The organism is Mesorhizobium sp. M1217 (assembly GCF_040318275.1).
In the GTDB taxonomy this organism is placed as follows: domain Bacteria; phylum Pseudomonadota; class Alphaproteobacteria; order Rhizobiales; family Rhizobiaceae; genus Mesorhizobium.
Window position 1 is genome coordinate 80,053 of the sequence record NZ_JAMYMA010000019.1, and the last position, 26,930, is coordinate 106,982.

The window sequence follows — 26,930 nt, forward strand, 5'->3', positions numbered from 1 at the left end:
CCCTCGGGCAGTTTTGAAATTCGTCAGTCAGATGATCGAAAGTCGCTGCGGTAGAGGCCGGGCGATCGTCCGGTCAACCGTTTGAATGCCTGCGAGAACGACGGCACCGATTCATATCCGACGGCGCGCCCGATCTCGCCAATGTTCTGGTTCGTTTCTCGCAGAGCCTTGGCGGCAAGGTTCATCCGCCATCGAGTCACATAGGACAGCGGCGGCTGTCCCACGAGTTGAGCGAAGCGACGCGCGAAGGTGGCCCGGGACTGTGCCGCGCCGCTGGCAAGGGAAGCGATAGTCCAGGGACCATCCGGCCGCTCGTGGATCAGGCGCAAAGCCTGCGCAATGCCTTTATCGCGTAAGGCGCCAAACCATCCGCCTGTTCCGAGAGGCTGATGTTCTATCCAGGCACGCAATAAGAAGATCAACGTGCTGTCGAGAAGACGTGGGGCGACAATCTCGTGACCGCCGAGATTGCTTTTTGCTTCGACCTGCAGAAGTTCCAGGGCAAGCCGCAGCGGCTCGCTGGTGTCGATCTGATTTCGGGTCAAATGGATCAGCGGTGGAAGCAGCGAAACCATCGGATATGGTCCGACGCCGTCGAGTGAATATCTCGCACAAAGAAGAGTTGTCGCGCCGCTCTCGCTTTTCGGTTCCAGTCCGCTCCGATTTGCGGAAAGGACGGCGGATATCGATGCCGTCGGTGCATCCGCCGGATTGCAAAGGGCATGCCCGATACCGCTCGCGACAAGGATGACGTCTCCCTCGCCTAAGCGGATCGGCTCCTTTTCACCGGCTAGCCGCAGCCAGCATTCGCCGTTCTGTATGACGTGGATGGCGGCATTCCTTATCGGATCGACCGAAATACCCCATGGCCGATGCAGGGTCGCGCTGCCGATCATGGCGCTGCCAAATCTCAGCGAAGCAAGAACTTCGGACAAGGCATCCATGAGAACCATCCTCCGATGATGAATCGGACAACGATATTAGACGATTGGATAAGAATCTAGCGGATTGGCATATCGACCATCTCACAAGCGTGGCTGATTATGTTGGCAATGTCGGCGTGCGGACGCTCCTGTTCACACCAGGCAGAAGCAGGCACCTCACGGAGCAAAACATGCGTGACGAACCATCAAATCCAGTTACAGCCAAGAGTTATAATTCGCTCGAGACCAACAAGACGATCGTCCTGGACTTCATCGACAAAGCAGTAAACCAGGGCAACATCGAAGCTGCTTCGATGCATTTTGGCGAACGCTACATCCAACATAATCCGAACATTGCGGATGGTGCGGACGGCTTCAAAGCCTATCTGCAGCAGCTCAAACAGTCATTTCCCCTCGTGAGGGGAGAGGTGAAGCGGATTTTTGCCGAAGGGGATTTCGTCATCGTGCACATGCACGCAAAACGCGAACCCGAAGAGGAGGGCTTGGCCATCGTCGACATTTTCAGGCTGAACGAGAGTAAGCTAGTCGAACACTGGGAAGTTCGGCAGCCCATCGCGGATAGCAAGCTGCACGCCAATAGCATGATCTGAATGCGGATAGGCTCTCAGGCTGGCTTGTGCCCGCACGTTTCGCTGATTACGCTGCCGGCGGCAGGGCCAGCACCGGGAGACCATCTGTGAGCATCGAATTCCTGTTGACGTCGCTGATTGTCGTGGCTTCGCCCGGCACTGGCGTTCTCTATACGCTGAGCGCCGGGCTTTCGCGTGGTGCGCGTGCCAGCATCATTGCCGCTTTCGGCTGCACGCTCGGCATCATTCCGCATATGGCGGCCGCCATCACCGGCCTCGCGGCTCTGCTGCACACCAGCGCCGTCGCCTTCGAGACGCTGAAATATCTCGGCGTCGCCTACCTGCTCTACATGGCCTGGAACACGCTGAAGGAGAAGGGCGGCCTGAGCGTCGACGAAAATGTCGCGCCGCGCTCGGCCGGCAAAGTGATCACTTCGGGCATCCTCATCAACATCCTCAATCCGAAGCTGTCGATCTTCTTCTTTGCCTTCCTGCCGCAATTCGTCACCACCACCGAACCGCGTGCGCTGTCGAAGATGCTGGAGCTCAGCAGCGTCTTCATGCTGCTCACCTTCGTGGTCTTTGTCGGTTACGGCATCTTCGCGGCGTCGGTCCGCAGCCATGTCGTGTCGCGGCCGAAGGTGCTGACCTGGATGCGCCGCACCTTCGCCGGAGCCTTTGTCATGCTCGGCGCCAAACTGGCGCTGGCGGACCGGTAGACAGGAAAGATCGCGGGCAGCGCAAACCTAACCCTTCACGTAGCCCATGGCCTCGACGATCCGACCGCCCTCGACGCGCATCAGGTTGACGCCGCGCAGCGAATTGCCGTCGGCCATCCAGTAGCGCCAGCGGATCGTCGCCCGGTCGCCGGCGACGAAGGTTTCTTCGATGTCGAAGCGCGTGCCGGGTCCGGTCGCGATCGCCGACCACAGTTCGACGCAGGCGCCCTTGCCGATGCGGCGGGCGCCGTCCGGGGCCGGCGTGGTGTTCTCGATCACGCAATCTTCCGCCACCAGATCGTCGAGCGCCGACGCGTCGTGGCGCTGGAAGACGTCGTTGTAGCGCCGCATGATCTCGGCCGTTTCGGCGGAGCGTTTTGCCGCGGCGATGTCGATGATGAGTTCCTGTGTCATTGGATATTCCTTCCCTTCAGTGATCAGCAACGGTTTCGACGAGGCGGGCCTTGAGCGTGATCGCCGCGACGCCGGCCAGCGCCCGCGACACGAGGCAGCTCTCCTTGGCCGTCTGCGCCAGCCGCTCGAAATCCCCCGCCGCCAGCCCGGCCACGCTTGCCTCCGTCTCCAACTCGATACGGGTGATCGTCGGTCCGGCCGCGGTGGCGCCGAGATGCGCTTTCGCGATCGTGTGAATGCGTGCGGGAGTATAACCTTCGCGGCCCAGGATGGCGCTCAGCGCCATCGAGAAGCAGCCGGCATGCGCCGCCGCGATCAATTCCTCCGGGTTGGTGCCGGGACCGTTCTCGAAACGCGACGGGAAGGAGTAGGCGCCTTCGAATACGCCGCTGCCTAGCCTCAGCCGGCCCGAACCTTCTTTCAACGATCCCTGCCATTGGGCCTCTGCTTCACGAATGGTCATTGTGTCTCTCCTTTGATTTGAGGGGGTCGATCAGATTTTGGGGGCGAACCAGTCAGGCGCCGTCGACGACCACTTTCCCGAAGACGTCGCCTTGCTGGAAATAACGGTAGGCGTCTTGGGCCTCGTCGAAGGCGAACACCTTGTCGATGACAGGCTTAAGCCGATGCACCGAGATGGCGCGCAGCATGGCTTCGAGGTTGGTGCGATTGCCGACGAAGAGGCGGCTGATGGTGGCGAGGCTGCGCTGGTAGACCAGGCCGGGGATCTGCACCGTCCCGCCTTTCGCATCCTGTATGGTGAGAAGCACGATGCGCCCGTAAAGCGCGCAGGCGATCATCGATTGCGCGAAGGTCGGCGGGCCGCCGGTCTCGACGACGAGGTCGATGCCACCGGTTTGCTCGCGCACAGCTGCACCCCATTCCGGCGTGTCGGCCGTCGAGACGACGAGGTCGGCGCCCAGCGCCCGCGGCCGGTCCAGCTTCTCGCCGCGCGAGCTGACGGCCACGACCCGGCAGCCGAGCAGCTTGGCGAATTGCAGCGCAAACAGCGCGACGCCACCTGAACCGATGACCAGAACCCACTGCCCGGGCTTCGGCATCTCGGCCGCCGTCACGGCATTCCAAGCGGTCAGGCCGGCACAGGTCAGTGTCGCCGCTTGATGCCAGTCGAGATGATCGGGAAGCCACACCGCCCATTGCTCGTCGAGCATCGCGTATTCAGTCAGCATCCCGTCCAGCGTGCAGCCAAGCTGGTCGATCAGCCCGGCATTGATGCGGCCATCAATCCAGCGTGCAAAATAGCTGCCGGTGATGCGGTCGCCGGCGGCAAAGCGGGTGACGGCATCTCCGACGGCAACGACTTCCCCGGCACCGTCGCTCAGCGGGACGACGTCTTGGCGCGGCGTCAGCGGATAGGTGCCGTTGAGGATCATCGTATCGCGGCGGTTGAGCGATGTGGCGCGGACACGCACGACGATCTCGTGCGGCTTCGGCGTCGGCTGCGTCCCGTCGCGCATCACCAGGCACTTGGTCACGCCGGTTCCTTCAAGACGATAACTACGCATTCGCCCCTCGCTGATATATAGACTGATCTACATATTATATAGACCGGTTGTCATATTCGAGGCAAGGCCTATAATGCTCATTCCTGACAGAGGTTGACATGGCGAACGACACCCGCATCCGCATACTCGAGACAACGGCGCTGCTGCTGAGGCAGCGCGGCTACCACGGCACGTCGCTCAACGACATATTGAGCGCCTCAGGCGCACCGAGAGGCTCGCTCTACTTCCACTTTCCGGGCGGCAAGGATCAGCTGGTCGTCGAGGTTACGCGCGATAGCGTCTCCGATGTGACGCAGAGGCTGGACGCCGCGCTCGCTGCCGAAAAAGATCCGGCGGTGGCGGTCCACCACATCTACCAATCGGTCGCGCGCATGCTGGAAGACAACCAGTTCACGCTCGGTTGCCCGATCGCGCCCGTGGTGTTGGATTCGCCGACCGACATGCCGGAGTTGGCTGAGTTGTGCCGGTCGGCCTTCGAGCAATGGATAGGCCTGCTCAGGGCGGCCTTCGTCAGGGCAGGGGTGCCCGAGCGCCGCGCGCACGCGCTGGCGCTGCTGGTCGAATCATCGCTGGAAGGGCTGATGGTGATCGCACGCGCCACCCGCGACCGCGCCCCGGTGCTGGCGGTAGCCGATGAGGTCGCGGCGCTGATTGAGGGGGCATTGCCGGCGAAAGAGATCGCAGTCACGGCGCATTGACGTTTCGCGCTTCCACGGCATCGAGGCCAGCGCGGAGCCCTGCCGAAGGGCCAACGCTCCAGCTCTGCAATTCACGTTCTGCGCCGACGCCGTAGAAACGGTCAGGGGTATGCTTCCGCTTGCTTTGGAATCGGACCGCCTCTCATCCTCCGTCCCATTAACGAAAAAGGGCGACCTCTCGGCCGCCCTTTCCGTACATGAAGGCTGATGGGTTGGATTAGAAATCCATACCGCCCATGCCGCCCATGCCGCCGCCGCCCATGCCGCCAGGCATGCCGCCGCCAGCCGACTCCTTCTTCGGAGCCTCCGCAATCATGGCTTCGGTGGTGACCAGCAGGCCGGCGACCGAGGCCGCGTCCTGCAGAGCCGTGCGCACAACCTTGACCGGATCGACGATACCCATGGCAATCATGTCGCCATATTCGCCGGTCTGGGCGTTGTAGCCGAAGGTCGCGCCCTTGTTCTCAAGGATCTTGCCGGCAACGATCGATGCTTCCGCACCGGCGTTGGCCGCGATCTGACGGGCCGGAGCCTGCAGCGCGCGACGCACGATGCTGATGCCGGCGGTCTGGTCGGAGTTGGCGCCGGTTGCCTTGATGCTCAGCGAAGCGCGCAGCAGTGCGACGCCGCCGCCGGGAACGATGCCTTCTTCGACGGCCGCACGGGTCGCGTTGAGGGCGTCATCGACGCGGTCCTTCTTTTCCTTGACTTCCACTTCGGTCGCACCGCCGACGCGGATGACGGCAACGCCGCCCGCCAGCTTGGCGAGACGTTCCTGCAGCTTCTCCTTGTCGTAGTCCGAGGTGGTCTCCTCGATCTGCTGCTTGATCTGGGCGACGCGGCCCTGGATCTCGGCCTTCTTGCCGGCGCCGTCGACGATGGTGGTGTTCTCCTTGGAGATCGACACCTTCTTGGCGCGGCCGAGCATGTTCAGGCCGACATTCTCGAGCTTGATGCCGAGGTCTTCGGAGATGACCTGGCCACCGGTGAGGATAGCGATGTCTTCCAGCATGGCCTTGCGGCGATCACCGAAGCCAGGCGCCTTGACGGCGGCGATCTTCAGGCCGCCACGCAGCTTGTTGACGACGAGCGTGGCCAGGGCCTCGCCCTCGACGTCTTCCGAAATGATGACCAGCGGCTTCGAGGTCTGCACGACAGCCTCGAGGATCGGCAGCATGGCCTGCAGATTGGAGAGCTTCTTCTCGTGGAGAAGAATGTAGGCGTCTTCCAGATCCGCAACCATCTTCTCGGCGTTGGTGACGAAGTAGGGCGAGAGATAACCGCGGTCGAACTGCATGCCTTCGACGACTTCGAGCTCGGTCTCGGCGGTCTTGGCTTCCTCGACGGTGATGACGCCCTCATTGCCGACCTTCTGCATCGCTTCCGCGATCATCGAGCCGACCGAAACGTCGCCATTGCCGGCGATGGTGCCGACCTGGGCAACCTCTTCCGAGGTCTTGATCTTCTTGGCGTTCTTGATCAGCGTCGCGACGACGTCGGCGACGGCGAGGTCGATGCCGCGCTTGAGGTCCATCGGGTTCATGCCGGCGGCAACCGCCTTGTGGCCTTCCTGGACGATCGACTGTGCCAGAACGGTCGCGGTCGTGGTGCCGTCGCCGGCGATGTCGTTGGTCTTCGAAGCAACTTCGCGGACCATCTGCGCGCCCATGTTCTCGAACTTGTCTTCAAGCTCGATTTCCTTGGCGACGGTGACGCCGTCCTTGGTAATGCGCGGTGCGCCGAACGACTTGTCGATGACGACGTTGCGGCCCTTGGGGCCGAGCGTGACCTTCACCGCGTCGGCGAGGATGTTGACGCCGCGCAGCATGCGCTCACGAGCGTCGCGGGAGAATTTTACGTCTTTGGCAGCCATTTTTAGCTCCTGGCAGGGGCTTGGATTGAGCCCGAAGATTTAAATGAGGGTGAGGCCGATATTCAGCCGATGATGCCCATAATGTCGGCTTCCTTCATGATCAGAAGGTCTTCGCCATTGAGCTTGACTTCGGTGCCCGACCACTTGCCGAACAGGATACGGTCGCCGGCCTTGACGTCCAGCGGGACGAGCTTGCCGGCTTCGTCACGGGCGCCGGAACCGACGGCGATGATCTCGCCTTCCTGCGGCTTTTCCTTCGCCGTGTCGGGAATGATGATCCCGCCCGCGGTCTTGGATTCGGATTCGACCCGACGAACGACCACGCGGTCATGAAGCGGGCGGAACTTCGACTTTGCCATTTTTTATTCCTCGATGAGAATGGTGAGAACAGTTCCTCCGTCCGGCGGCGCCGGACATGGTTAGCACTCATCTTGGGGGAGTGCTAACGTGGCGCTGAAATAGTCTGGCAACTCGCGCGAGTCAAGGCGCCCGGTGAGCATCATCAGGACAATTGCTTCAAACGGATGCTTCAAACAGATACTTGACCAAGTCAACTAAATCGCTGATCTTGCCCGGAGGAGGATGCCATGACCATTCATCATCACCCAGGCAAGGAGCGGATCGACGCGGTGCGGGCCTTCAACCGCTTTTATACCCGCCAGATCGGGCTGCTCGACGAAGGGCTGCTGAAAAGCACCTTCTCGCTGACCGAGGCGCGGGTGCTCTATGAGCTGGCGCATCGCGATGGCCTGACCGCCACCGATCTTGGGCGCGATCTCGGCCTCGATGCCGGTTATCTCAGCCGGCTGCTGAAGAAGTTCGAGGAGCGTGATCTGGTCGAGCGTGCCACGATCGAGGCGGATGCGCGGCGCTCGTCGATCGCGCTGACCAAGGCCGGGCGGCAGGCCTTCGCACCGCTGAACCAGGGCTCGCACGACCAGGTCGCGGCTTTGCTCGACCGGCTTTCGGATGCCGAACAGGACAGGCTGGTCAAAGCCATGCAGACGGTGCAGCGTTTGCTGGGCGGAAGCGCCGAGCCCAAAATTCCCTATATGCTGCGGCCTCTGCAAGTCGGCGACATCGGCTGGATTATTCATCGCCAGGGCCTGCTCTACGCGCAGGAATATGGCTGGGACGAAACCTATGAAGCGCTGGTCGCCGAAATCCTCGGTGCCTTCGTCAAATCCTTCGATCCGAAATGGGAACGCAGCTGGATCGCCGAGCGGGAAGGCGAGGTCGTCGGCTCCGTCTTCGTCGTGCGCCAGTCGGACGCGGTGGCGAAATTGCGCCTGCTCTACGTCGAGCCCTCGGCGCGAGGTCTCGGCATCGGCAAGCGGCTGGTCGAGGAATGTATCGGCTTTTGCCGCGCCACGGGTTACAGGACACTGACGCTGTGGACCAACGACGTGCTCGCCGCCGCCCGCCACATCTATGAGGCTGCGGGCTTTAAATTGACCGACGAGGAGCGCCACCATTCCTTCGGCAAGGATCTGGTCGGCCAGAACTGGAATTTGGAGTTGTAGCAGCGCTTCCGGCGCTTCGGCGCCGGCCTGCCGTGCCTCACCCTTTGACCGGTATCCAGATTTCCAGCCCGCCATTGCCGCTGCGCGGATCAAATTCGGGGCCGTAGCGCTCGAATTCCGGCGCATCGGCGATCTCGTGCCCAGAGGCTGGCAGCCATTTGTTCCAGATCGTGTTGACCGTGCGGCGGATGGTCGAGATATGGTCACGATGGGCGAACACGGCGTATTTCTGCGCCGGCACGCGCACACGCCAAAACTCCCTCGGCAGGTCCGAAAAATCGGACACTTCGACGCCAGCGATGTAGTCGAAATTGCCGGCGTCGTCGCCGTTGACGCAGACGCCATAGGCGACGTCGCCGATCTCGCCAGGAATGTTGCCAATATAGGGGCCGAACCGCTGCCACTGCATCGGGGTGCCGGCGCTGGTTTCGCAGCTGTAGCGCTCGCCGAGACCGGCGATGAGAAACGGCCGGCTGGTCTCAAAACGCGGCGGTTCGAGAGTGGCGAGAAAGGACTGGTCCATCAGGATCGGCTCCACAAGATCGAGGTTGTCGAGCGAGCCTTGTGCGCGCACCAGTTCCGGCGTGGTGCCGAACTGGTCGCGGAAGGCGCGGGTGAAGGCCTCATGCGAGGCATAGCCGGCGTCGAGCGCGACCGAGAGGATGTCGGGTGCGCCGGCGCCAAGCTTGCGCGCCGCTTCGGTCAGTCGGCGAGAACGGACGTAGCTCATCACCGAACGGCCGGTAGCCGCGCCGAAAGCCCGCGTCACATGAAAGCGCGACACCCCGCTGATCTTGGCGACATCGTCCAGCGAGACTGCTTCGGGCAGATGGCTTTCGACGAACCACAAGGCTTTCTCGATCGGATTCATTTGGCACCTCGCATTGGCCCAGTCTCCGCATTGGCCCAGTCTTTACATGGCCCAGTCTTTACATTGGCCATGTCTTATATTGGCAAGATTATGGTGCCGCTTCCTGGCGGAGGCAGTTTGATCGAAATTGCGCACTGCGCAAATCGAGAGCGACGGTCGTCGGCAAGTCGCAGGCGTCGCGCGAAAAGGCTTGACAGGAAGCGGGCAAACGTCCTTTTAAATGTAACGTTATTACATCACGAGGTCTATATGGCTCCTTCTGACAAGACTTATTGCGCTGTGATTGGCGGAAAACTAGGGTGGCTGACTGATGGTCCCCGAGTCGAAAGGCAAGGGGTGAAAAGGGAACACGGTGAGATCTTCGGATCGAGGCCGTGGCTGCCCCCGCAACTGTAAGCGGTTAGCAAAATCCGAAGTGCCACTGGCCGGCAAGGCTGGGAAGGCAGGATGGCGCAAAGACCCGCGAGCCAGGAGACCTGCCATCAGCATGAGTTGACCGGACGGGGTGTGCCGGGAGGAGACGTGGACATCGGTCTTGTCGGCCGGTCCGTCCAGCTTCCTTCCGTCGCCATTGAGAAAGTGACGGCAAGTTGGACGCCTCCCAGCCTCTTCTTGAAGCGTGTGAACTGAGCGCGACGACGAATGGCCGGTGCCTGGTCAGCGCGGTGAGCCTTTCGATAGCGCCGGGCGACCGCCTCGCCATCATCGGCCCCAACGGCGCCGGCAAGACGACGCTGCTGCGCATGCTATGCGGTACGCTGCGGCCAAGCGCGGGAGATGTGAGATTTTCCGGACGCCGGCTGGAGAGGTTTTCGGCCGCCGAGCGGGCACTGCACATGGCGGTCGTTGGCCAGACCGACCAGCCTGATCCGCGGCTTGCCGTGATCGACTACGTCGAGCTTGGGCGCGTCCCGCATGCCGGCTTGCGACGGAGGAGCGAGCAACGCGACATCGTCATTGAAGCACTTCGCAGAACCGGCCTGCTGCCGCTGCTCGGCCGCACGATCGGCTCGCTATCCGGTGGCGAGCGGCAACGCGCCCAGTTGGCGCGCGCCATCGCCCAGGAGCCCAAAATCCTGTTCCTCGATGAACCGACCAATCATCTCGATCCGCGCGCCCGCAGCGACCTTCTCGAACTCGTATCGCAGTTTGGCATGACCGTCGTGGCGGTGCTTCATGATCTGTCGCTTGTCACGCCATTTGCCACCAGGGTCGCGGTGATGAACGAGGCCCGCCTGCAGGCACTTGCCAGTCCGCGCGAGGCGCTGACCAAGAAGTTGATCCGCGAGATTTTCGGCGTTGACGTGCTTTGGCTGCGCCATCCCACCGAAGACCGCGAACTCACGGTCTTCGACGTTCCGAACCGCGCCTCTTCACATCCCGATTTGACCAAGGAGCAACATCCGTGAAACGCCTCGTACTGTCTTTTGCCTCCCTCCTACTTGCCCAGACCGCCTTCGCTTTCCCGGTAACCGTTGATAGCTGCGGCACGCCGCTGACGTTCGACGCCGCGCCGAAGCGCGCCGTCATCCAAGATTTGAACATGGCGGAGATGGCCTTCGCGCTGGGGCTGCAACCATCGATCGTCGGCCTGACCGGCATCACCGGATGGTATAAGGTCGGTCCGGAATTCAAGGCCGAGCAGGGCGCGATCCCGGAACTCGCGCCGAAATACCCGACCCTCGAAAACCTCGTCGCCGTCGAGCCCGATTTCTTCTTCGCCGGCTGGTATTACGGCATGAAGCCTGGCGGCGAGGTGACGCCCGATACGCTGGCCCCGCACGGTATCAAGACGCTGGTGCTGACGGAAAGTTGCGTCCATCTCGACCAGAACCGCCCCGCAGCCTCGATGGACCTGCTCTATGGTGATGTCGAAAAGCTGGGCAAGATTTTTGGCAAGGAGGCGGAGGCGGGAAAGCTTGTTTCGAACTGGAAGGCGCAGCTCGCCGATATCACGGCAAAGATCGGCGACCGCACGGGAACGCGTGTGTTTCTTTACGACTCCGGCGAAGACAAACCCTTCACATCAGGCAAGTTCGCGATCCCCAGCGCCATGATCGCCGCAGCCGGCGGCGACAACATCATGGCCGACATGCCGACGAGCTGGGGCAATACGGATTGGGAGACGGTGGCGGCCCGCAATCCGCAATTTCTTATCCTGCTCGACTACCAGGACGGCGGCTACAGAAAACTGCTCGATTTCCTGAAAGCTCATCCGGCGATGAAGGAGACTGCGGCGGTCAAAAATGAGCACTTCATTGCGCTGCGCTATGCCGAACTGACGCCTGGGCCTGCCAACATCGAGGCGATCGGCAAGATCGCCAGGGCGATGCACCCGGAAGCTTTCTGAGCTTGCGCCAGAGAGCGTTCGAATTGGCGATGACAGCAGGAGCAGCAGCGATTGCCGCTCTTGCTCTGCTGTCGATTGCCTATGGATCGACGGTCATCGCGTTGAGCGACGTGATTGCTGCGCTCGGACATGCCGCCGGGCTGGACGGAGACATCGTGTCCGGTCCGGCCGGCAAGATCCCGATTGCCAAGATCGTCCTCGATCTTAGGCTACCGCGCACGATTATGGCCATCTGTGTCGGCGCCGGGCTGGGCGTCATCGGCGCGCTGCTGCAGACGGTAACGCGCAACGACCTCGCAGATCCGTTCTTGCTCGGCCTGTCGTCCGGAGCCGCGGCCGGCGCGGTTTCCGTCATCACCATTTTTGGCGACCATTTCGGTATCTGGACGTTGCCGGTCGCGGCCTTCACGGGCGGCGTATTGGCCGCCGGCATCGTGCTTTTGCTGGTTTCGCGGGTGAGGGGGCAAGGCCCCGAACGGCTGATCCTCGCCGGGCTTGCCGTCTCGTTCATGTTCACCGCCTTGACTAACTATCTCGTCTTTGCCGGAGACCAGCGCGCCGCTCACTCGGTGTTGTTCTGGACGATGGGCGGGCTCGGGCTGGCCCGTTGGGACAATATCGAGCTGGCTGCTCTGGGCGCAGGCACCATCCTTGTTTATGGACTTTGGAACCACCGCCGGCTCGACGCTTTCCTGGCCGGCGAGAATGCCGCTGAAAGCCTCGGCGTCCCGGTTGCGCGGATGCGCAGGATGACATTTCTCGTCGCCGCTTTCTCGACGGCGATCCTTGTCTCGGTCGCAGGCGTCATAGGTTTCGTTGGCTTGATGATCCCACATCTGTCCAGGACCCTGGCCGGCCCGCTTCATCTGCGCCTGATTGCAAGCTGCGCCCTCTTCGGAGCGGTGCTGTTGCTGGCAAGCGACCTTCTCGCGCGCACGCTGCTGCCGCCGCAGGAACTGCCGATCGGCATCATCACCAGTTCGGTCGGCGCTTTCTTCGTGGTCACGATGCTCATTCGCAATCGCTCATGATGTGACTGCCATGTACATTTGCCGCCTTCTGGCACAATCCGGGTTCCTTGAATTATAAGCACGCTTATTATATATGTCGCTCATGGTTTCCGACGGCATCGACAGATTGGGCTTTTTGATCCACGACGTGCAGCGCCTGATGCGCAAGCGCTTCGAGGCGCGCGCCAGTGGTTTCGGCCTTTCTTCGGCGCAATGGCGGCTTCTGGTCCGTGTCGCCAAGGAGGCGGGTGTCGCGCAGGCGCGGCTTGCCGAGCTTCTCGAAATCGAGCCGATCAGCGTCTCGCGCCTTGTCGATCGCATGGAGGAGGGCGGCTGGATCGAGCGCCGTCCCGACGCAACCGACAGACGAGTGCGCATGATTTTCCCGACCGCCAAGGCGAACGCAGCCTACGCCCACGTCAAGAGCCTTGCCGGCGAGGTGTATGAGGAATCGCTCGTTGGCGTTTCGCCGGAAGATCGCCGCGTCCTGGTCAAGGCGCTGGAGACAATGGTGCAGAATCTTGCGGATGGTGAGACGCCGCCCTCGGAAAAAGTGAAGAATACGGAAGGCGCAGCAGCATGAACGCGGTAGCCAAAGTAGATAAGAATGCGGCCAAGCTGGAGATGGAAGCTCCCGCGAAGCCGGCAGCTCCGGTAACGGTCGCTCCGCAGGTAGCTCCGGCGCCAGTGGCGCCGAAGAAGAAGCGTCGTGCCGGCCGCTTCCTTTTGATGTTTGTGCTGCCCGCTGCGTTGATCGCCGGCGGCAGCTATGTCTGGGTGACCGGCGGCCGCTATCAGGAGACCGAGAACGCCAATCTGCAGCAGGCCAAGGTGTCGATAGCCGCCGATACGGCGGGCCGCATCGTTCAGGTCGATATTTTCGACAACCAGTCTGTCAAGCAGGGCGACGTGTTGTTCGCCATCGATCCCGAGCCCTACCGGATCGCATTGGCCCAGGCCGATGCGGCGGTGGCCGGCGCGCGGCTCAATGTCGAGCAGTTGCGTGCGGCCTACAGCCAGGCGCTGGCGCAAGAGAAGTCCGACGAAAGCCAGGTCCAGTACGCGCAGTCGCAGTATGACCGCGCCGCCGACCTTGCCCGCAAGGGCATCAACGCCAAGTCGTCGCTGGACGAGGCCAAGAACGACCTCGACAAGGCCAAGCAGCAGCTGGCCGTGGCCCAGCAAGGGATCGTCAGCGCCAAGGCGGCACTTGGCGGCAATCCCGACATCGAGACCGACAAGCATCCGACAGTGATGGCGGCGCTCGCTGCACGCAACAAGGCGGCCTACGATCTGGTCCAGACAACAGTCAAAGCGCCTGCCGACGGCATCATCAGCCAGGCCGCTTCGTTCAAGGTCGGCCAGTATGTCGGCTCGGGCACGCCGCTGTTTTCGCTGGTCGAGACCGGCGATACCTGGGTCGACGCCAATTTCAAGGAAACGCAGCTCACCAACATGAATCCGGGCCAAAAGGCCGAAATCGTGGTCGACACCTATCCGGGCAAGACGTTCGAAGCCACCGTCAAGGCGATTGGCGCCGGCACCGGGGCCGAGTTCTCGCTGCTGCCCGCGCAGAACGCCACCGGCAACTGGGTCAAGGTCACGCAGCGCATTCCGGTCCGCCTGGAGTTGACCGACGCCGACGCCAAGATGGCGCTGCGCACCGGCATGAGCGCGACCGTCACGGTGGACACCGGCGTTTCCCGCGGGCTGCCGGGCATTTTCCGCCGCGCCACGGCAGGCGAGGCCAAGTAAAGAGGCCTGACGGCGGCCGCATGGCAAACAGCGAGATGGATGCAGGTGACAGGATTGGTCCGAGGGAGGCGCAGGAAGAGTTGAATGCGTAGACGGGCTGCGCTGCGGCCTGGCTAAACCAGACAACGTTGCGCAGGATCTTCGGTCCTCAGGTTTCCGGGCGGCAGGCGCCCGCTTTGTCGAGACGCTCAGTCGATGTAACCCCCACATCGATGCTCGCGTCCCACCGCGATGAGGGTCTCTCTGCAGCGAGGGCCTCGCCGTCCGGAAACCTAATGTACACGTTTTTGTTACCTGCTGGAAGTTTTACGTCATGAGCACCCCAGAACCCTTTCGCGAAGTACCGCACCGCGGCCTGATCACAGTTGCGCTCATGCTGGCGACGATCATGCAGGCGCTCGACACGACGATCGCCAACGTCGCGCTGCCGACCATGACCGGCGATCTCGGCGCCTCCCCCGACAACATCAACTGGGTGCTGACCTCCTACATCGTTGCCGCCGCGATCATGACGCCGGTGACCGGCTGGCTTGCCGACCGCTTCGGTCGCAAGGAGCTGTTCCTGACGGCGGTGGTCGGCTTCACCGTCTTCTCCATGCTGTGCGGCATCGCCTGGAGCCTGGAGACCATCGTTCTCTTCCGGCTGATGCAAGGCGTCTTCGGCGCGGCCATCGTGCCGCTGTCGCAGACCTTCCTGCTCGACATCAACCCTAGGGAACGCCACGGCCAGGCCATGGCCATCTGGGGCGCCGGCATCATGCTGGGACCGATCCTTGGCCCGACGCTGGGTGGCTGGCTGACCGAGAATTTCAACTGGCGCTGGGTGTTCTTCATCAACCTGCCGGTCGGCATCATCGCCTTCCTCGGCATGGCCGCATATCTCCCCAGCGTTGCCCGGCGGGTGCGCAGCTTCGATTTCTTCGGCTTCGCCATGCTCTCGCTCGGTGTCGGCGCGCTGCAACTGATGCTCGATCGTGGCGGTGAGGTCGACTGGTTTTCCTCGATCGAGATATGGATCGAGCTTGGTCTTTCCATCACCGGCTTCTGGGTATTCACCATTCACACGTTGACGGCGGAGCACCCCTTTATCGACCCGAAGATCTTCCTCGATCGCAATTTCGTCACCGGGCTGGCGTTCATCTTTGTCATGGGCGTGCTCATTTTGGCGAGCATGTCGCTGCTGCCGCCAATGCTGTCGACCATCTTCGGCTATCCGACCCTCACCATCGGCATCGTCCTGGGGCCACGCGGTGTCGGCACGATGATCGCGATGCTGTTCGTAGGGCGGATCATGCACAGGATCGATGCCAGGATCCTCGTCGTCATCGGCTTCCTGCTGACCGCGCAATCGCTCTATACGATGTCCAGCTTCTCGCCGCAGATGGACAACTGGCTTATCCTCAGCTCCGGCGTCATCCAGGGCCTTGGAATGGGAATGGTGTTCGTGCCGCTGTCCACCGTGGCCTTCGCCACGCTGGACGCACGCTTCCGCACCGATGCCACGGCGTTGTTCAGCCTGGTGCGCAATCTTGGCTCGTCGATCGGCGTGTCGGTGGTGACGGTTCTGCTGGTACGCAACACGCAGATCAACCACGCTGAGCTCTCGGCCTATATCAATCCGTTCAATCCCAACCTCTGGGCGGCGTCGCCGGCAGCGGCGGGCGGCGATCCGACGGCGCTGTCGCTGATGGATGGCATGGTCAATATCCAGGCGATGATGGTCTCCTACGTCAATGACTTCAAGCTGCTGATGATGATGACACTGCTTGCCGTCCCGTTTGTTTTCCTGCTGCGCAAGCCAAAGGCTGCGCCGCCCGCCGGTGGAGCGCCTGCCGCGCATATGGACTAAGTCTCACGGCTCCGGCAACCGCGACTGGCTCACGGCTTCCGTTGCCTGTGCCGGTCGGGTCGGCATTAAGCCGGTTCACCTGCCATTAGTATATCCCGACCAATATGCACTCGCTTTTGGGTTGAAGGCGAGCCTCCTTTGCTTGCCTCAAGCATCAGCGGGAGGAACTGTGTTTGGCCACGAAATCATCCAGGCAAACCGCCGAAGTGCCCGAATCCGCCAATTTGACGACGCTGGCACAACTGGCGACTGCCTCATATGAGGCGCTCGAGCGCGAGCTTCGCGCCACGATTGCAGCGCTTCAAGACCAGGCACTGCGGTTCCAGACTGCGATCGAGAACATCTCGCAAGGCATCTGCTTTTTTGACGCCGATGAACGGCTGATCCTGTGCAACCGGCGCTATGCGGAAATCTATCGCCTTGCGCCGGAGCAATTGCAGCCGGGGGCGGCGCTGCGCGAAATCGTCGAGCGGCGCGTCGCTGTCGGGACCTCGGCAATGAATGCGGACGCCTATCTGGCGTTGGCCCGGGCAGTCAATTCGGGCACTGCTTCGGGGAACTGGACAGCCGAGCTCGCCGATGGCCGGACAATTCAGGTCTGCCATCAACCGATGCCTGACGGCGGCTGGGTGGCCACGCACGAGGACATCAGCGAGCTCAGCGCCAACCGCTTGGTTGTCGACGAGCGTATCTCCTTGCAGACGCTGATCGACCTGGTGCCTGACTACATGTGGGTGAAGGACACCGAAAGCCGCTTCGTCGTCGCCAACCGAGCCATTGCGTCCGACAGCGGTCGAGACAGCACGAGCGACATGATCGGCCTGAGCGACTTCGACCTTCATGCGCCGGATCTTGCGCAGAAATTTCGCTTCGTCGAGCAGCAACTGATGCGCGACGGACAACCGATGATCGACGAGGAGGAGTTCGTCGTCGATGCGTCAGGCACCGGCAAATGGTTCCTGTCGACGAAACTGCCGTTGCGCAACGTTCAAAACAACATTTTCGGACTCGTCGGCATTGCCCGCGACATCACTGCGCGCAAGCGGGCCGAAATCCTTCGCGACGGGCAGGCGCATATCCTCGAGATGATCGCAAAGAGCGCTCCCCTCGAAGACGTGCTCGAGCGGCTCATGCGTCTGGTCGAGTCCCAACTGGCGGGGATATTCGGTTCGGTCTTGCTGCTCGACAAGGATGGCACCCATTTGCGCCACGCCGCCGCGCCGAGCCTGGCGAGAGACTACACCGACGCCGTCGACGGCGCCGCGGTCGGTCCCACGGCAGGATCTTGCGGAACCGCTGCCTATCGGCGCGAACCGGTGATCGTCGCTGACATCATGCAGGATCCGCTTTGGCAGGATTATCGCGAACTCGCGCGGCCCCATGGTTTGCGTTCATGCTGGTCGACCCCGATCCTGTCGCATCAGGGCGTCGTGCTTGGCGTCTTTGCGATGTATTCGATGGCAGTGCGCGAACCGACCGAGGCCGAGACCCGCTTGATCGATTTCACCACGCGCATCGCCGGGATCGCCATCGAACGCAAACAGGCCGAAGACCGGATCCACTTCATGGCCAACCATGACGTGCTGACTGGGCTTCCCAATCGCGCCTTGCTCGAGGATCGGCTTTCGCAGGCGGTCCTGTACGCCCAGCGATACGATCGCTGGGTGACGGTGGTGTTCATCGATCTGGACAATTTCAAATTTGTCAACGACACGCTCGGCCACAATGCCGGAGACGAGCTTCTGAAGATCGTCGCAAGTCGCATGGTCGACTGCGTGAGGGCAACCGATACCGTCGTGCGGCTTGGCGGCGACGAATTCGTCATCGTGCTTTTCGACCAGCCGGCGAACGTCGATCTCGTTTCCGAGACCTTGCAAAAGCTCAGGTCGGCACTCGCCGAACCGGTTCGGCTCGGAGCGCATCTTGTGCGGGCGACGGCCAGCATAGGCATTGCCAACTATCCGAAGGATGGGACTGATCCCGATACGCTGCTGGCAAATGCCGATGCGGCCATGTATCGCGCCAAGGAGTTCGGCCGCGACAATTTCCAGTTTTACGCTCCGGAGTTCAATACCCGGGCGCATGAAAAATTCGTGCTTCAGGAAGAGTTGCGAAACGCCTTGGCGCGTTCGGAATTCACTCTGCTCTACCAACCGCAAGTGGACCTTCGGTCAGGTCGGATTTTTGCGGTCGAGGCGCTGATACGCTGGAACCATCCAACGCTTGGCACGATAATGCCGACGATGTTCATCCCGACCGCCGAGGAGACAGGTCTGATCGTACCGATCGGCGACTGGGTTCTGCATGAGGCGTGCCGGCAGAACAAAGCCTGGCAAGACGCCGGGCTGCCGCCCTTGACCGTTTGCGTGAATGTGTCGGCGCGGCAATTCAGGGAGCGCAACCTGATCGATCGCATCGTCAGCGCGCTGAAGGACAGCGGCCTGGAGGCCAGGTATCTCGAGCTGGAGGTGACCGAGAGCCTTATCATGCAGGATATCGAGCTCGCCGTCGCGACCATGAACGCCCTGCAAAGCCTGGGTGTCCAGATCTCGATCGATGATTTCGGCACAGGCTATTCCAGCCTCAGCGCACTCAAGACCTTTCCCGTGGCGCGGCTGAAGATCGACAAATCCTTCATCAAGGATCTTGCCGCCGACGAGAACGACCAGGCTGTGGCCAGCGCGGTGATTTCATTGGGGCAAAATCTCAACCTGAGGGTCATTGCCGAGGGCGTTGAGACAGATGATCAGGTGGCCTTCCTGCGCAGGAACAATTGCGACGAAATGCAAGGCTATCATTTCAGCAGACCGGTTTGTGCGCAGGACATCGAGGAGTTGCTCGGCGGCCGCAAAGACTGACGGCTCGATCATCCGGCACGGACTCCGCCGACCAAAGGCGAAACCGTGCTATCTTCCGAGCACAAGGCACCAGTAGCGAAGCGTGTTGTCGCGGCCGTCGCGTACATAGGCGAGGCCGAAGCGGGTGAAGCGCGGGTCTAGCATGTTGCGGCGGTGGCCTGGCGAATGCACCCAGATATCGAACAGCTTCTGCTGGTCGAAGCGGCCTTCGGCGATGTTCTCGGCGGCGGCGCCGGCAATGCCATTGTCTTTGACGCGCGAGGCAAAGTCCTTGCCCCAGCCGGTGGTGTGATTCATGCGGCCGCGGCGCGCCATGTAGCCGGCCTGCTGCAAGGCCGCCTGTTCGAGACGAGGATCGGCGACAAGCGGTCCAAGACCGGCTGAGGCCCGAATGCCGCTCAGGGTGCCGGCCGCGGAAGCAGAGACACCGGCGCCTTCGCCGGTGGGCAGCACGGCGGTTGCGCAGGCGGCGAGCCCGGCAAGGGCGCCAAGGCCGGCAGCTCTGAGCAGCATGCGCCTGTTCAGGCTTGGTTTGCCTTCATAATTTTCAATTCTCGCAACGGTCATGCCCGCCTGACATAGCGGTGATCATGGCTTTTGCCGGGCAGGCGATTAGAATCTCGCTCAAGCCGACCCACAGCGCAACAAAAAGGGCCGAGCTCGCGGGTCGCAAGTCGCCCAGACTGTTCGTTGCGGAACCAGCAAAGTTTGCCGCTGGGTCCCCGCCTTTTATCGTGTTATGCTAATATACCCTAAAGGCCGTCCTTGAAGGGAACGGAAATGTCCGCCATGTCAACGTTGACCCGGACTTTCATTGCCGCTGTTCTTGTCGGCTGCGCACTCGTCGTGTCGTCTGCCATCGGAGCGGGAGTTACCGAGGATGTCGTGACGGGAACGCGACTCGCGGAATTGCTCCGTGCGGGGCGAAGCATCATCTCGAACTATCAGACGCTCATCAATGATCCTGCTCTTGGCGACAAGCACCTCGACGGTGAGCGCATTACGAGAGAAGCCATCGCCGCATACTCAAAACACACCGGCCACGACCCGCTTTCGGGCGGATTGACCGAGCGCGACCGGCGTCTGCTTGAGGCCCAGATTGAGGCGATGCGAGAGGTGGTGGACGAACAGCAAGATAACATCAACCGCGCGGGAACCGCTTTCAAAGGCTTCGTGCCAGCGGTGTTTGCGCGTCTGATGAATGACAAGTTCGCTGCCAAGGCCGGCAACGAAGCTCGGGTGCGCGTGACCGCGCCAGAGCAACTCGTGCGCAACCGCAAATCGCTTCCGGACGCATGGGAAGCACGGATCATCGAAAGCGTCTTGCTGGATCCGCAGAGAGCAAAGGGAGAAGCCTACACGGAAGTCACCGAGGCGGATGGGCGCCCTGCATTTCGAATGCTGCTGCCCGAATACTATACTGGCTCGTGTCTTTCCTGCCACGGCGAGCCGAAGGGCGAGATCGACGTGACAGGATACCCAAAGGAGGGCGGCAAAGCGGGCGATCTGGGAGGCGCGATAAGCATCGTCTTGTTCAAATGAGCGCTTTGGAACAATCACCGCACCGCGTGGAAACGGTATCGGCGCCGGCGAGGCCCTTTGCGCGTCCCTTTGCCCATCTACCGATTTCGGCCCGCATAGCTGCGCTGACAGCGGCCGGCCTTATCAGCCTTATCGTATCGTCAATCTTTCTCACACAGGCACTTTATCGCAGTGCAGATCGAACTGCGGAGACCAAAGCATTTTTCGACGCCGCGTCCACTGCGGCTGCGGCGCACGCAACATTCGGCGAATTGCGATACTGGCTGACTGATCTGTCGGTTAGCTTGTTGATGAATTCCCAGCGTAATGCCGAGCAGGCGCGCGAGCGACTACTGGCACATCTGGACCGCCTTTCGAAATCATCACCGGATGCGGTCAGGGAAATCCGCGTTGAGATGGATGCCTATGTCAAAACAGCGCTGGAGGCGGCAGACAGCTATACTCAAGACAACCGCATCATCGGCAACACTCTCCTCGCCGAGGCGCGCACCCACAGCGCAAACGTGGATGCTGCGCTTAACAAACTCGTCGACCGAGCGAGCGCCGAGGCAGAAGCCGCTCGCAACGAGGTCGTAACGGAAACCCAGAAAACGGCGACTACTGCTGCCGTTCTGGTGGCCATCGTGGTGATGATCGGGTCACTTCTCACCATCCTTGTTCTTCGCTCGATCGTCGGACCGTTGCGGCGGCTGAACCGGGTAATCGGAAATCTGACGGAAGGACGCTACGACGTCGAAATACAGGCAGAGGGAGGGGACGAGCTCGGCGCGATGGCGCGGACGCTTCGGCTTTTCCGGGCGAGCGCAATTGCAAAGCAACGACTGGAGGATGAGGCGGAGCGGCAAAGACGGACGATCGGAGCGGCACTCGAGGCGATTTCTGACGGATTTGTCCTGTTCGATTCGGAGGACAAGGTCCTTCTTGCCAACAGCAAATACTGCGAAATCTTTCCCGACAATGACCGAGCTACTCTGCCGGGGCAAAGCCTTCAGGATATTCTGAAAAGACGCTTGGCGAGCGGGCACGTCGACCTTGAGGGCGCGTCGCCGGAGGAATGGATTGCGAAGAGGCTGCGCATCCAGAAGGATCCGGCAGGCTTCGTCCACGAGGGTCGCTTCGGAGAACGCTGGGTCCGCGTCAGCAAACGAAAGACCCCTGACGGCGGGACCGTCGCCGTTTACACCGACATCACGGAACTGAAGCAGAGAGAGGTCGAACTCGAGCGGGCCAAGAGTCATGCTGAAGCGGCAAATGAGGCCAAGAGCAGCTTCCTCGCGTCCATGAGCCACGAGCTGCGCACTCCACTGAACGCGATCATTGGCTACAGCGAGATGCTGATCGAAGAGGCGAGCGACCAGCAAATGAATGAGTTCGTGCCAGATGTGGAAAAGATCGCCGGGGCCGGTCGCCATCTCCTCGCGCTCATCAACGACATCCTCGATCTGTCGAAGATCGAGGCAAATAAGATGGCAAATTTCCTCGAGACTTTCGACGTCGCCGACTTGTTGCGCGATGTCCAGGCCACAGTCGCGCCACTGATGGCGAAAAACCGAAACAGTTTCGTTATGGACCTCGCGGGCGACCTCGGGAAGATGCATTCGGACCAGACGAAGTTGCGTCAGAACCTCTTCAATCTCCTCAGTAACGCAGCCAAGTTCACCGAGGGGGGCCGTGTAACACTGGCGATTCGACGCGAGAGGAGATCGGACGGCGACTGGCTGATATTCACAGTGTCCGACACCGGGATCGGGATGACGCCAAAGCAGCAAGAACGGCTCTTTGATGCTTTTACGCAGGCAGACGCCTCCACCACTCGCAACTACGGCGGGACGGGATTGGGCCTCAGCATAACCCGGAGTTTCTGCCGCATGATCGGAGGCGTTGTAACCGTTAAAAGCGAGTTCGGAAAAGGCTCGACTTTCACAATGGAGATTCCAGCCGAGTGCGACGAAGAACCTGGCGAGCAGAAACCCGCCGAGCCGCTGTCGTCGAGGCCCTCGGAGCAGGCGGTTCTGATCATAGATGACGAACCAGCCGCCCGAACTCTCATCGCCAGGTCCTTGGCTGAGGCGGGACTGGCATCAATCGAAGCAGCAAGCGGCGAGGAAGGCATAGCCGCGGCGCGAGCGCATCGCCCGGCCGCAATCGTTCTCGACATCATCATGCCGCATCAGGACGGCTGGTCAGTGCTGCGCTCACTGAAGGGCGATAAGGAGCTCTGCGAGATTCCGGTAATCCTTGCGACGATACTTGCAGATCGCGAACTCGGCCTCTCACTCGGTGCGGTCGAATACCTCACGAAGCCGATCGACACCCAGAAGCTTATACGAACAATAGAGGCTTGCGGCGGCGGCAACCGCGATGTGCTTGTTATTGACGACGATCAAGCCTCCCGCGACTTCCTTCGGCGTATCCTGATCAAGAAGGATTGGCGGGTTCACGAGGCAAGCGATGGCCTGCGCGGCCTCAAGCTGATGAAGCGGTTGTTACCGCGTCTGGTCCTGCTTGATCTGCTGATGCCCGAAATGGACGGGTTCCAGACCCTGAACGAGATGCAGCAGGTGCCCGAGCTTCAGAACATTCCGGTCGTCGTCGTGACTTCCAAGGATTTATCGGCGGACGAGCTCAAGTGGCTTCGCGACAGGGCGGTCGCGGTTGTAATCAAGGGCGCAAATAGTCGGTCTCAGTTGGTCGAGGCCCTCGAGCGCCAGATCTTCCCACTTGGGTCGACAGGTGCCAGCATTGCCGATCGCGGAACCGCCCCCATGGCTGAAGGAAGCTAAAGATGACGAGGATCCTTCTGGTAGAAGACAACGAATTGAACCGCGACATGCTTTTGCGGCGGTTGTCACGGCGTGGGTTCGAAGTCCTCATTGCGGAAAACGGACAGTCGGGCGTGGAACTCACCGTTTCGGAAAGGCCCGATCTCATCCTCATGGATATGAGCTTGCCGGTCATGGACGGGTGGGAGGCGACCCGGCGGATCAAGGCTGATCCGGCCACCTCCGGGATCCCGATCATTGCGCTTTCTGCGCACGCGATGGCCAACGATCGCGAAATGGCGCTCGAGGCAGGCTGCGATGACTACGATAGCAAGCCGGTGGACCTGTCGCGACTTGTCCAGAAAATTGAACAATTGCTTGCCGCGAATCGATGAGGCGCGGACCGACGGTTTGAAAATATGCCTGCTAAGAACAAGTTCCAACGCCATGCGATCGCCGTCCATCTGGCGCAACAGCTCGCCGGACCGGCGCGGGCAATCTCAGGATTTCAGGAGTTGCTAACCGAGCAGGTGCAGGACCTCGGTCTGGCCCACATGAGACCGGATCTAGAGAAGGTTGGCGCCGCTGCTTGCGAATTGAGTAGCCTGATCGACAGCTTGATCCACGGCAAAGCGGACAATCAGAACCGGGCAGGGGTCGAGATCGAGGCGAAACTGCGCCACGACTTGCGAACGCCGCTCAACGCCATCATCGGCTATTCCGAAATGATTCGTGAAGAAGCCGAAGAATTGCACGAATACGCGCTGGAAGAGGATGTCAGGGTGATGCTCGCCGCGGCGGCTGAGTTGCTGGCGCATGTCGATGCGATTGCCGGCCTCTCGCGCGCACCCGACAGCGAGGAACCGCGGACCACGGATCAGGCTGAGATCGATGTGGCAGGGCTCGAACGGGCACTGATCAAGGCAGAGCACGACGCAAGCTCCGGTCACGGTGGCCGCATACTTGTCGTCGACGACATCACCAGCAACCGCGGTCTCCTCTCGCGCCGCTTGCAACGTGACGGTCATCAGGTAGTCACTGCCGAGTCCGGTCCGTCGGCGCTGACTCACCTCGCGGAACACGAGTTCGACCTAGTTCTGCTGGACGTCCTAATGCCGGACATGAACGGCATCGAGGTGCTCTCGCGATTGAAAGCGGAGCGCCGATGGCGGCATATCCCTGTCATCATGATATCGGGGTTGGACGAAGTGGACGCGGTGGTCCGCTGCATCGAGGCGGGGGCCGACGACTACTTGCCTAAACCTTTCAATCCGGTCCTGCTGCGCGCCCGGATCAACTCGAGTTTGGAGAAGAAACGTTGGCTCGACCGCGAGCACCAGTATCTTCAGCGGATCGAGGCGGAGAAGCGGCGGGCTGACTCGCTTCTCCATGCGATCCTGCCCGGTCAGATCGTGGCACGGCTGCAACGGGGCGAAGAGTTCATTGCCGACCGGTTCGATGAAGTGACCATTCTTTTTGCCGATATTGTCGGTTTCTCGAGCATAGCGGCAAGGTTGCCGCCGTCGGACCTGATCAAACGCCTCGACGGGCTATTCAGCACGTTCGACGTCTTGGCGGAGAAGCATGCCGTGGAGAAAATCAAGACCATCGGAGACGCCTATATGGCTGCGGGCGGTGTTCCGGAACCGGCAGCTGACCATGCCGACAGGATCGTGGCACTGGGGAAATCCATGCTGGACGCGTTGAAGCCCTTAGCGTGGGGCAACGATGGTTTTCGGATCCGCATTGGCGTGCACACGGGACCGGTGATCGCGGGCCTGATCGGCCGGCATCGGTTCGTCTACGACGTCTGGGGCGAAACCGTGAATATTGCAAGCCGGCTCGAGTCCCAGGGCGTGGCCGACCGCATGCAGATTTCGGAGGCAACCAAGCAGGCCCTGCACACCTCCTGGAAGCTCGAACCGCGCTGTAATGTAGAACTGGCAGGTGTCGGCAGGATTGAAACCTATCTCGTTCAACACTGATCGGAACAATGGCTAACCCTCAGGGAATTTCGCGAAGCGATGCTTGGAGTCGCGACACCTCGTAAACGAACAGCATGCAGCATTGGCGTTCCACTTTCACCCGGAGCTACACCATGAACAGGCGTCAGAGTCTTCTATTTCTCGCAGGAGCATCGGCCGCGGCAGCCAACACAACCCTGTTGGGCGCCGCGGCCTTTGCGCAGGAGACCCAACCCTTCAAGCTCCCACCGCTCGGCTACGCGAACAACGCATTAGAGCCGCACATCGACGCGACCACGATGATGATCCATCACGACCGCCATCACGCCGCTTATGTGAATGCCTGCAATCAACTCGTGCCGCTTTGGCCCGAGCTCGCCAGCACGCCGATGGAGGCTATTCTGGCAGATCTGGGCAAGGTCCCGGAAGGCGTGCGCAACAATCTTGGGGGACATTGGAATCACACTCACTTCTGGGAGCTGATGACTCCCGGGGGCCCCAACCAGCCCGGTGGCGACCTCAACGCCGCCATAAGCAGCACCTTCGGCAGCTATGCGGGCCTGACCGAAAAGCTCACGGCGGTTGGCCTTGGCCGCTTTGGCTCCGGCTGGGTATGGCTTGTCGTGAACAAGGACAAGAAGCTCGACATCGTCAGCACAGCCAACCAGGACACGCCGCTCGAGCTAGGGGCGCGTCCGGTGATTGGCGTCGACGTCTGGGAACACGCCTATTATCTCAAGTATCAGAACCGCCGCGCCGACTACCTCAAGGAATGGTGGCGCGTGGTGAACTGGGACAAGGCCCTCGCCAACTTCAAGAAGTCGACCGGCTGAGGGGCCGCAGATCGCGACGCCTCGTCCCTTCAGCCGCAGCAGCCGGCCGCGTTCGTGGTCACAGCTGTTTTTTTCAGCGTCTCGCGCGAATACCGAGCGGTTCGCCGGCTGGGGTAGCGCCTTCGGTTCAGACATCCCGGTTGCCAATTTCCGCGACTGGCTTGTCTGTCGTGTTCACACCTTTGATATGCCCCAAGCTGTGACCGAAGGGCAGCAACGGGTCCGAGACGCGACCTTCGCGGCATCATTGGCAAAGGTCCGCAAGTGGCGCAAACCAGCCCACGCTATGCTGGACGCGAAGGTCAGCTTTTTGGCCCAATCATCCCGAAAGCGGATCTCCGCTTCCGGCCCAAACGCGACGTTAGAGTATCTGCTCGGCAATGACAGCTTCTGGCGCTGTCCGTGCATTCCGATATTCGGCCGGATCCTATCCAAAGCGGTTGTCCAGCCTCGGATAGCAAGCGTCAGATTTTCACGATCGGCTAGGCCGCTGTGTCTAGCCTCGTTTCCGGCATCGGTGGAGCCTGGCCGACCCCGTCGTCCCCGGTATGTTCCCACCATCTGCCCAAGGCCTCGATGAGCGGCACAAGCTTGAGACCGGGCGTCGTGAGGTCGTAATCCACGCGTAGCGGATAGCCGGCATGCGCCGTTCGCCGCACAATCCCGGCGTCCTCCAGCTTGCGCAGTTCGAGAGCCAGAATGCGGTGCGACACGGTCGGGTTGTCACGCCTCAGATCGCTGAAGCGCTTGGTGCCGTCCTTGAGATAGTAGAGCAGCAAGGTGGGCCAGCGACCGCTGAGCACACGCATGGTCTCTTCGATCGGGCAGCGTGAGACGACATCTTTCATGGGGGGACCTGGTTACAGAATA

The 26,930-nt window shown here is 61.3% G+C and carries 25 protein-coding genes and 1 riboswitch; of the genes, 16 read left to right on the forward strand and 9 right to left on the reverse strand.

Features of this window, described 5'->3' with window-relative positions; all coding sequences use genetic code 11:
- Positions 1-23: 23 nt before the first annotated feature.
- Positions 24-953, reverse strand: coding sequence for an AraC family transcriptional regulator (locus tag NKH37_RS26925; RefSeq protein WP_353005256.1), 930 nt, complete (start codon positions 951-953; stop codon positions 24-26).
- Positions 954-1,114: 161 nt separating this feature from the next.
- Between NKH37_RS26925 and NKH37_RS26930 the strand changes: the two genes are divergently transcribed.
- Both NKH37_RS26930 and NKH37_RS26935 read left to right on the forward strand, forming a co-directional pair.
- A complete protein-coding gene (locus tag NKH37_RS26930) occupies positions 1,115-1,534 on the forward strand; it encodes a nuclear transport factor 2 family protein (protein ID WP_352859387.1) in 420 nt (139 codons plus the stop codon).
- 86 nt (positions 1,535-1,620) lie between these two features.
- Positions 1,621-2,232: a LysE family translocator gene (locus tag NKH37_RS26935; protein ID WP_352481743.1), complete on the forward strand. Its 612-nt coding sequence runs from the start codon at positions 1,621-1,623 to the stop codon at positions 2,230-2,232.
- 27 nt (positions 2,233-2,259) lie between these two features.
- On the opposite strand, the gene NKH37_RS26940 is transcribed toward NKH37_RS26935, so the two are convergent.
- The 3 genes from NKH37_RS26940 to NKH37_RS26950 are packed head-to-tail and all read right to left on the reverse strand — an operon-like array spanning position 2,260 to position 4,142.
- On the reverse strand, positions 2,260-2,646 hold the full coding sequence (locus NKH37_RS26940; RefSeq protein WP_353005257.1) for a nuclear transport factor 2 family protein: 387 nt from the start codon (positions 2,644-2,646) through the stop codon (positions 2,260-2,262).
- Positions 2,647-2,662: 16 nt separating this feature from the next.
- On the reverse strand, positions 2,663-3,109 hold the full coding sequence (locus NKH37_RS26945; protein WP_023722760.1) for an OsmC family protein: 447 nt from the start codon (positions 3,107-3,109) through the stop codon (positions 2,663-2,665).
- Positions 3,110-3,161: 52 nt separating this feature from the next.
- Entirely contained in the window at positions 3,162-4,142 is a 981-nt protein-coding gene (locus NKH37_RS26950; RefSeq protein WP_353041825.1) for a zinc-dependent alcohol dehydrogenase family protein, read from the reverse strand.
- 128 nt (positions 4,143-4,270) lie between these two features.
- Between NKH37_RS26950 and NKH37_RS26955 the strand changes: the two genes are divergently transcribed.
- Positions 4,271-4,870: a TetR/AcrR family transcriptional regulator gene (locus tag NKH37_RS26955; RefSeq protein WP_353005259.1), complete on the forward strand. Its 600-nt coding sequence runs from the start codon at positions 4,271-4,273 to the stop codon at positions 4,868-4,870.
- A gap of 217 nt (positions 4,871-5,087) precedes the next feature.
- On the opposite strand, the gene groL is transcribed toward NKH37_RS26955, so the two are convergent.
- Both groL and groES read right to left on the reverse strand, forming a co-directional pair.
- Positions 5,088-6,743, reverse strand: coding sequence for a chaperonin GroEL (groL, locus tag NKH37_RS26960; protein ID WP_352481739.1), 1,656 nt, complete (start codon positions 6,741-6,743; stop codon positions 5,088-5,090).
- Positions 6,744-6,805: 62 nt separating this feature from the next.
- Positions 6,806-7,102 (reverse strand): co-chaperone GroES, encoded by a 297-nt coding sequence (groES, locus tag NKH37_RS26965; RefSeq protein ID WP_006333965.1) that lies wholly within the window; start codon positions 7,100-7,102, stop codon positions 6,806-6,808.
- Positions 7,103-7,330: 228 nt separating this feature from the next.
- Here groES and NKH37_RS26970 point away from each other — a divergent pair, with 228 nt between their 5' ends.
- On the forward strand, positions 7,331-8,266 hold the full coding sequence (locus tag NKH37_RS26970; RefSeq protein WP_353006965.1) for a bifunctional helix-turn-helix transcriptional regulator/GNAT family N-acetyltransferase: 936 nt from the start codon (positions 7,331-7,333) through the stop codon (positions 8,264-8,266).
- Between the two features lie 37 nt (positions 8,267-8,303).
- Here NKH37_RS26970 and NKH37_RS26975 read toward each other — a convergent pair whose 3' ends face one another.
- Positions 8,304-9,137: a GyrI-like domain-containing protein gene (locus tag NKH37_RS26975; protein WP_353006968.1), complete on the reverse strand. Its 834-nt coding sequence runs from the start codon at positions 9,135-9,137 to the stop codon at positions 8,304-8,306.
- Between the two features lie 294 nt (positions 9,138-9,431).
- A riboswitch (cobalamin riboswitch) is annotated at positions 9,432-9,635 on the forward strand.
- Between the two features lie 92 nt (positions 9,636-9,727).
- On the opposite strand from NKH37_RS26975, the gene NKH37_RS26980 reads away from it, so the two are divergent.
- The 7 genes from NKH37_RS26980 to NKH37_RS27010 all read left to right on the forward strand — a co-directional run bounded on the left by NKH37_RS26980 (position 9,728) and on the right by NKH37_RS27010 (position 18,959).
- Complete coding sequence (locus tag NKH37_RS26980; RefSeq protein WP_036244226.1) at positions 9,728-10,546, forward strand: ABC transporter ATP-binding protein; 819 nt, start codon at positions 9,728-9,730, stop codon at positions 10,544-10,546.
- The gene (locus NKH37_RS26985) at positions 10,543-11,487 is read left to right on the forward strand and encodes an ABC transporter substrate-binding protein (RefSeq protein WP_353006971.1); all 945 of its coding nucleotides are present in this window, start codon (positions 10,543-10,545) and stop codon (positions 11,485-11,487) included. The genes NKH37_RS26980 and NKH37_RS26985 overlap by 4 nt, the downstream gene beginning before the upstream one ends.
- 29 nt (positions 11,488-11,516) lie before the next feature.
- On the forward strand, positions 11,517-12,518 hold the full coding sequence (locus tag NKH37_RS26990) for a FecCD family ABC transporter permease (protein WP_353006974.1): 1,002 nt from the start codon (positions 11,517-11,519) through the stop codon (positions 12,516-12,518).
- 82 nt (positions 12,519-12,600) lie between these two features.
- A complete protein-coding gene (locus NKH37_RS26995) occupies positions 12,601-13,080 on the forward strand; it encodes a MarR family winged helix-turn-helix transcriptional regulator (RefSeq protein ID WP_023717107.1) in 480 nt (159 codons plus the stop codon).
- A complete protein-coding gene (locus NKH37_RS27000; RefSeq protein ID WP_353006977.1) occupies positions 13,077-14,252 on the forward strand; it encodes an HlyD family secretion protein in 1,176 nt (391 codons plus the stop codon). The genes NKH37_RS26995 and NKH37_RS27000 overlap by 4 nt, the downstream gene beginning before the upstream one ends.
- Before the next feature lie 313 nt (positions 14,253-14,565).
- Positions 14,566-16,101 carry a DHA2 family efflux MFS transporter permease subunit gene (locus NKH37_RS27005; RefSeq protein WP_352495547.1) on the forward strand — a complete coding sequence of 512 codons (1,536 nt, stop codon included), beginning with the start codon at positions 14,566-14,568 and terminating at the stop codon, positions 16,099-16,101.
- A gap of 173 nt (positions 16,102-16,274) precedes the next feature.
- The gene (locus NKH37_RS27010; RefSeq protein ID WP_353006980.1) at positions 16,275-18,959 is read left to right on the forward strand and encodes an EAL domain-containing protein; all 2,685 of its coding nucleotides are present in this window, start codon (positions 16,275-16,277) and stop codon (positions 18,957-18,959) included.
- Between the two features lie 48 nt (positions 18,960-19,007).
- On the opposite strand, the gene NKH37_RS27015 is transcribed toward NKH37_RS27010, so the two are convergent.
- Positions 19,008-19,526, reverse strand: coding sequence for a CAP domain-containing protein (locus NKH37_RS27015; protein ID WP_023717111.1), 519 nt, complete (start codon positions 19,524-19,526; stop codon positions 19,008-19,010).
- Positions 19,527-19,739: 213 nt separating this feature from the next.
- On the opposite strand from NKH37_RS27015, the gene NKH37_RS27020 reads away from it, so the two are divergent.
- From NKH37_RS27020 to NKH37_RS27040, 5 genes are all read left to right on the forward strand, one after another.
- A complete protein-coding gene (locus NKH37_RS27020) occupies positions 19,740-20,501 on the forward strand; it encodes a Tll0287-like domain-containing protein (protein ID WP_023717112.1) in 762 nt (253 codons plus the stop codon).
- Positions 20,498-23,284, forward strand: coding sequence for an ATP-binding response regulator (locus NKH37_RS27025; protein ID WP_352481732.1), 2,787 nt, complete (start codon positions 20,498-20,500; stop codon positions 23,282-23,284). Before NKH37_RS27020 ends, NKH37_RS27025 begins: the two co-directional genes overlap by 4 nt.
- 2 nt (positions 23,285-23,286) lie before the next feature.
- A complete protein-coding gene (locus NKH37_RS27030; RefSeq protein ID WP_023717114.1) occupies positions 23,287-23,658 on the forward strand; it encodes a response regulator in 372 nt (123 codons plus the stop codon).
- A gap of 24 nt (positions 23,659-23,682) precedes the next feature.
- Complete coding sequence (locus NKH37_RS27035; RefSeq protein WP_352481731.1) at positions 23,683-25,248, forward strand: adenylate/guanylate cyclase domain-containing protein; 1,566 nt, start codon at positions 23,683-23,685, stop codon at positions 25,246-25,248.
- A gap of 113 nt (positions 25,249-25,361) precedes the next feature.
- Positions 25,362-26,060: a superoxide dismutase gene (locus NKH37_RS27040; RefSeq protein ID WP_084642425.1), complete on the forward strand. Its 699-nt coding sequence runs from the start codon at positions 25,362-25,364 to the stop codon at positions 26,058-26,060.
- A gap of 482 nt (positions 26,061-26,542) precedes the next feature.
- On the opposite strand, the gene NKH37_RS27045 is transcribed toward NKH37_RS27040, so the two are convergent.
- Entirely contained in the window at positions 26,543-26,908 is a 366-nt protein-coding gene (locus NKH37_RS27045) for a winged helix-turn-helix transcriptional regulator (protein WP_353006983.1), read from the reverse strand.
- Positions 26,909-26,930: the final 22 nt, after the last annotated feature.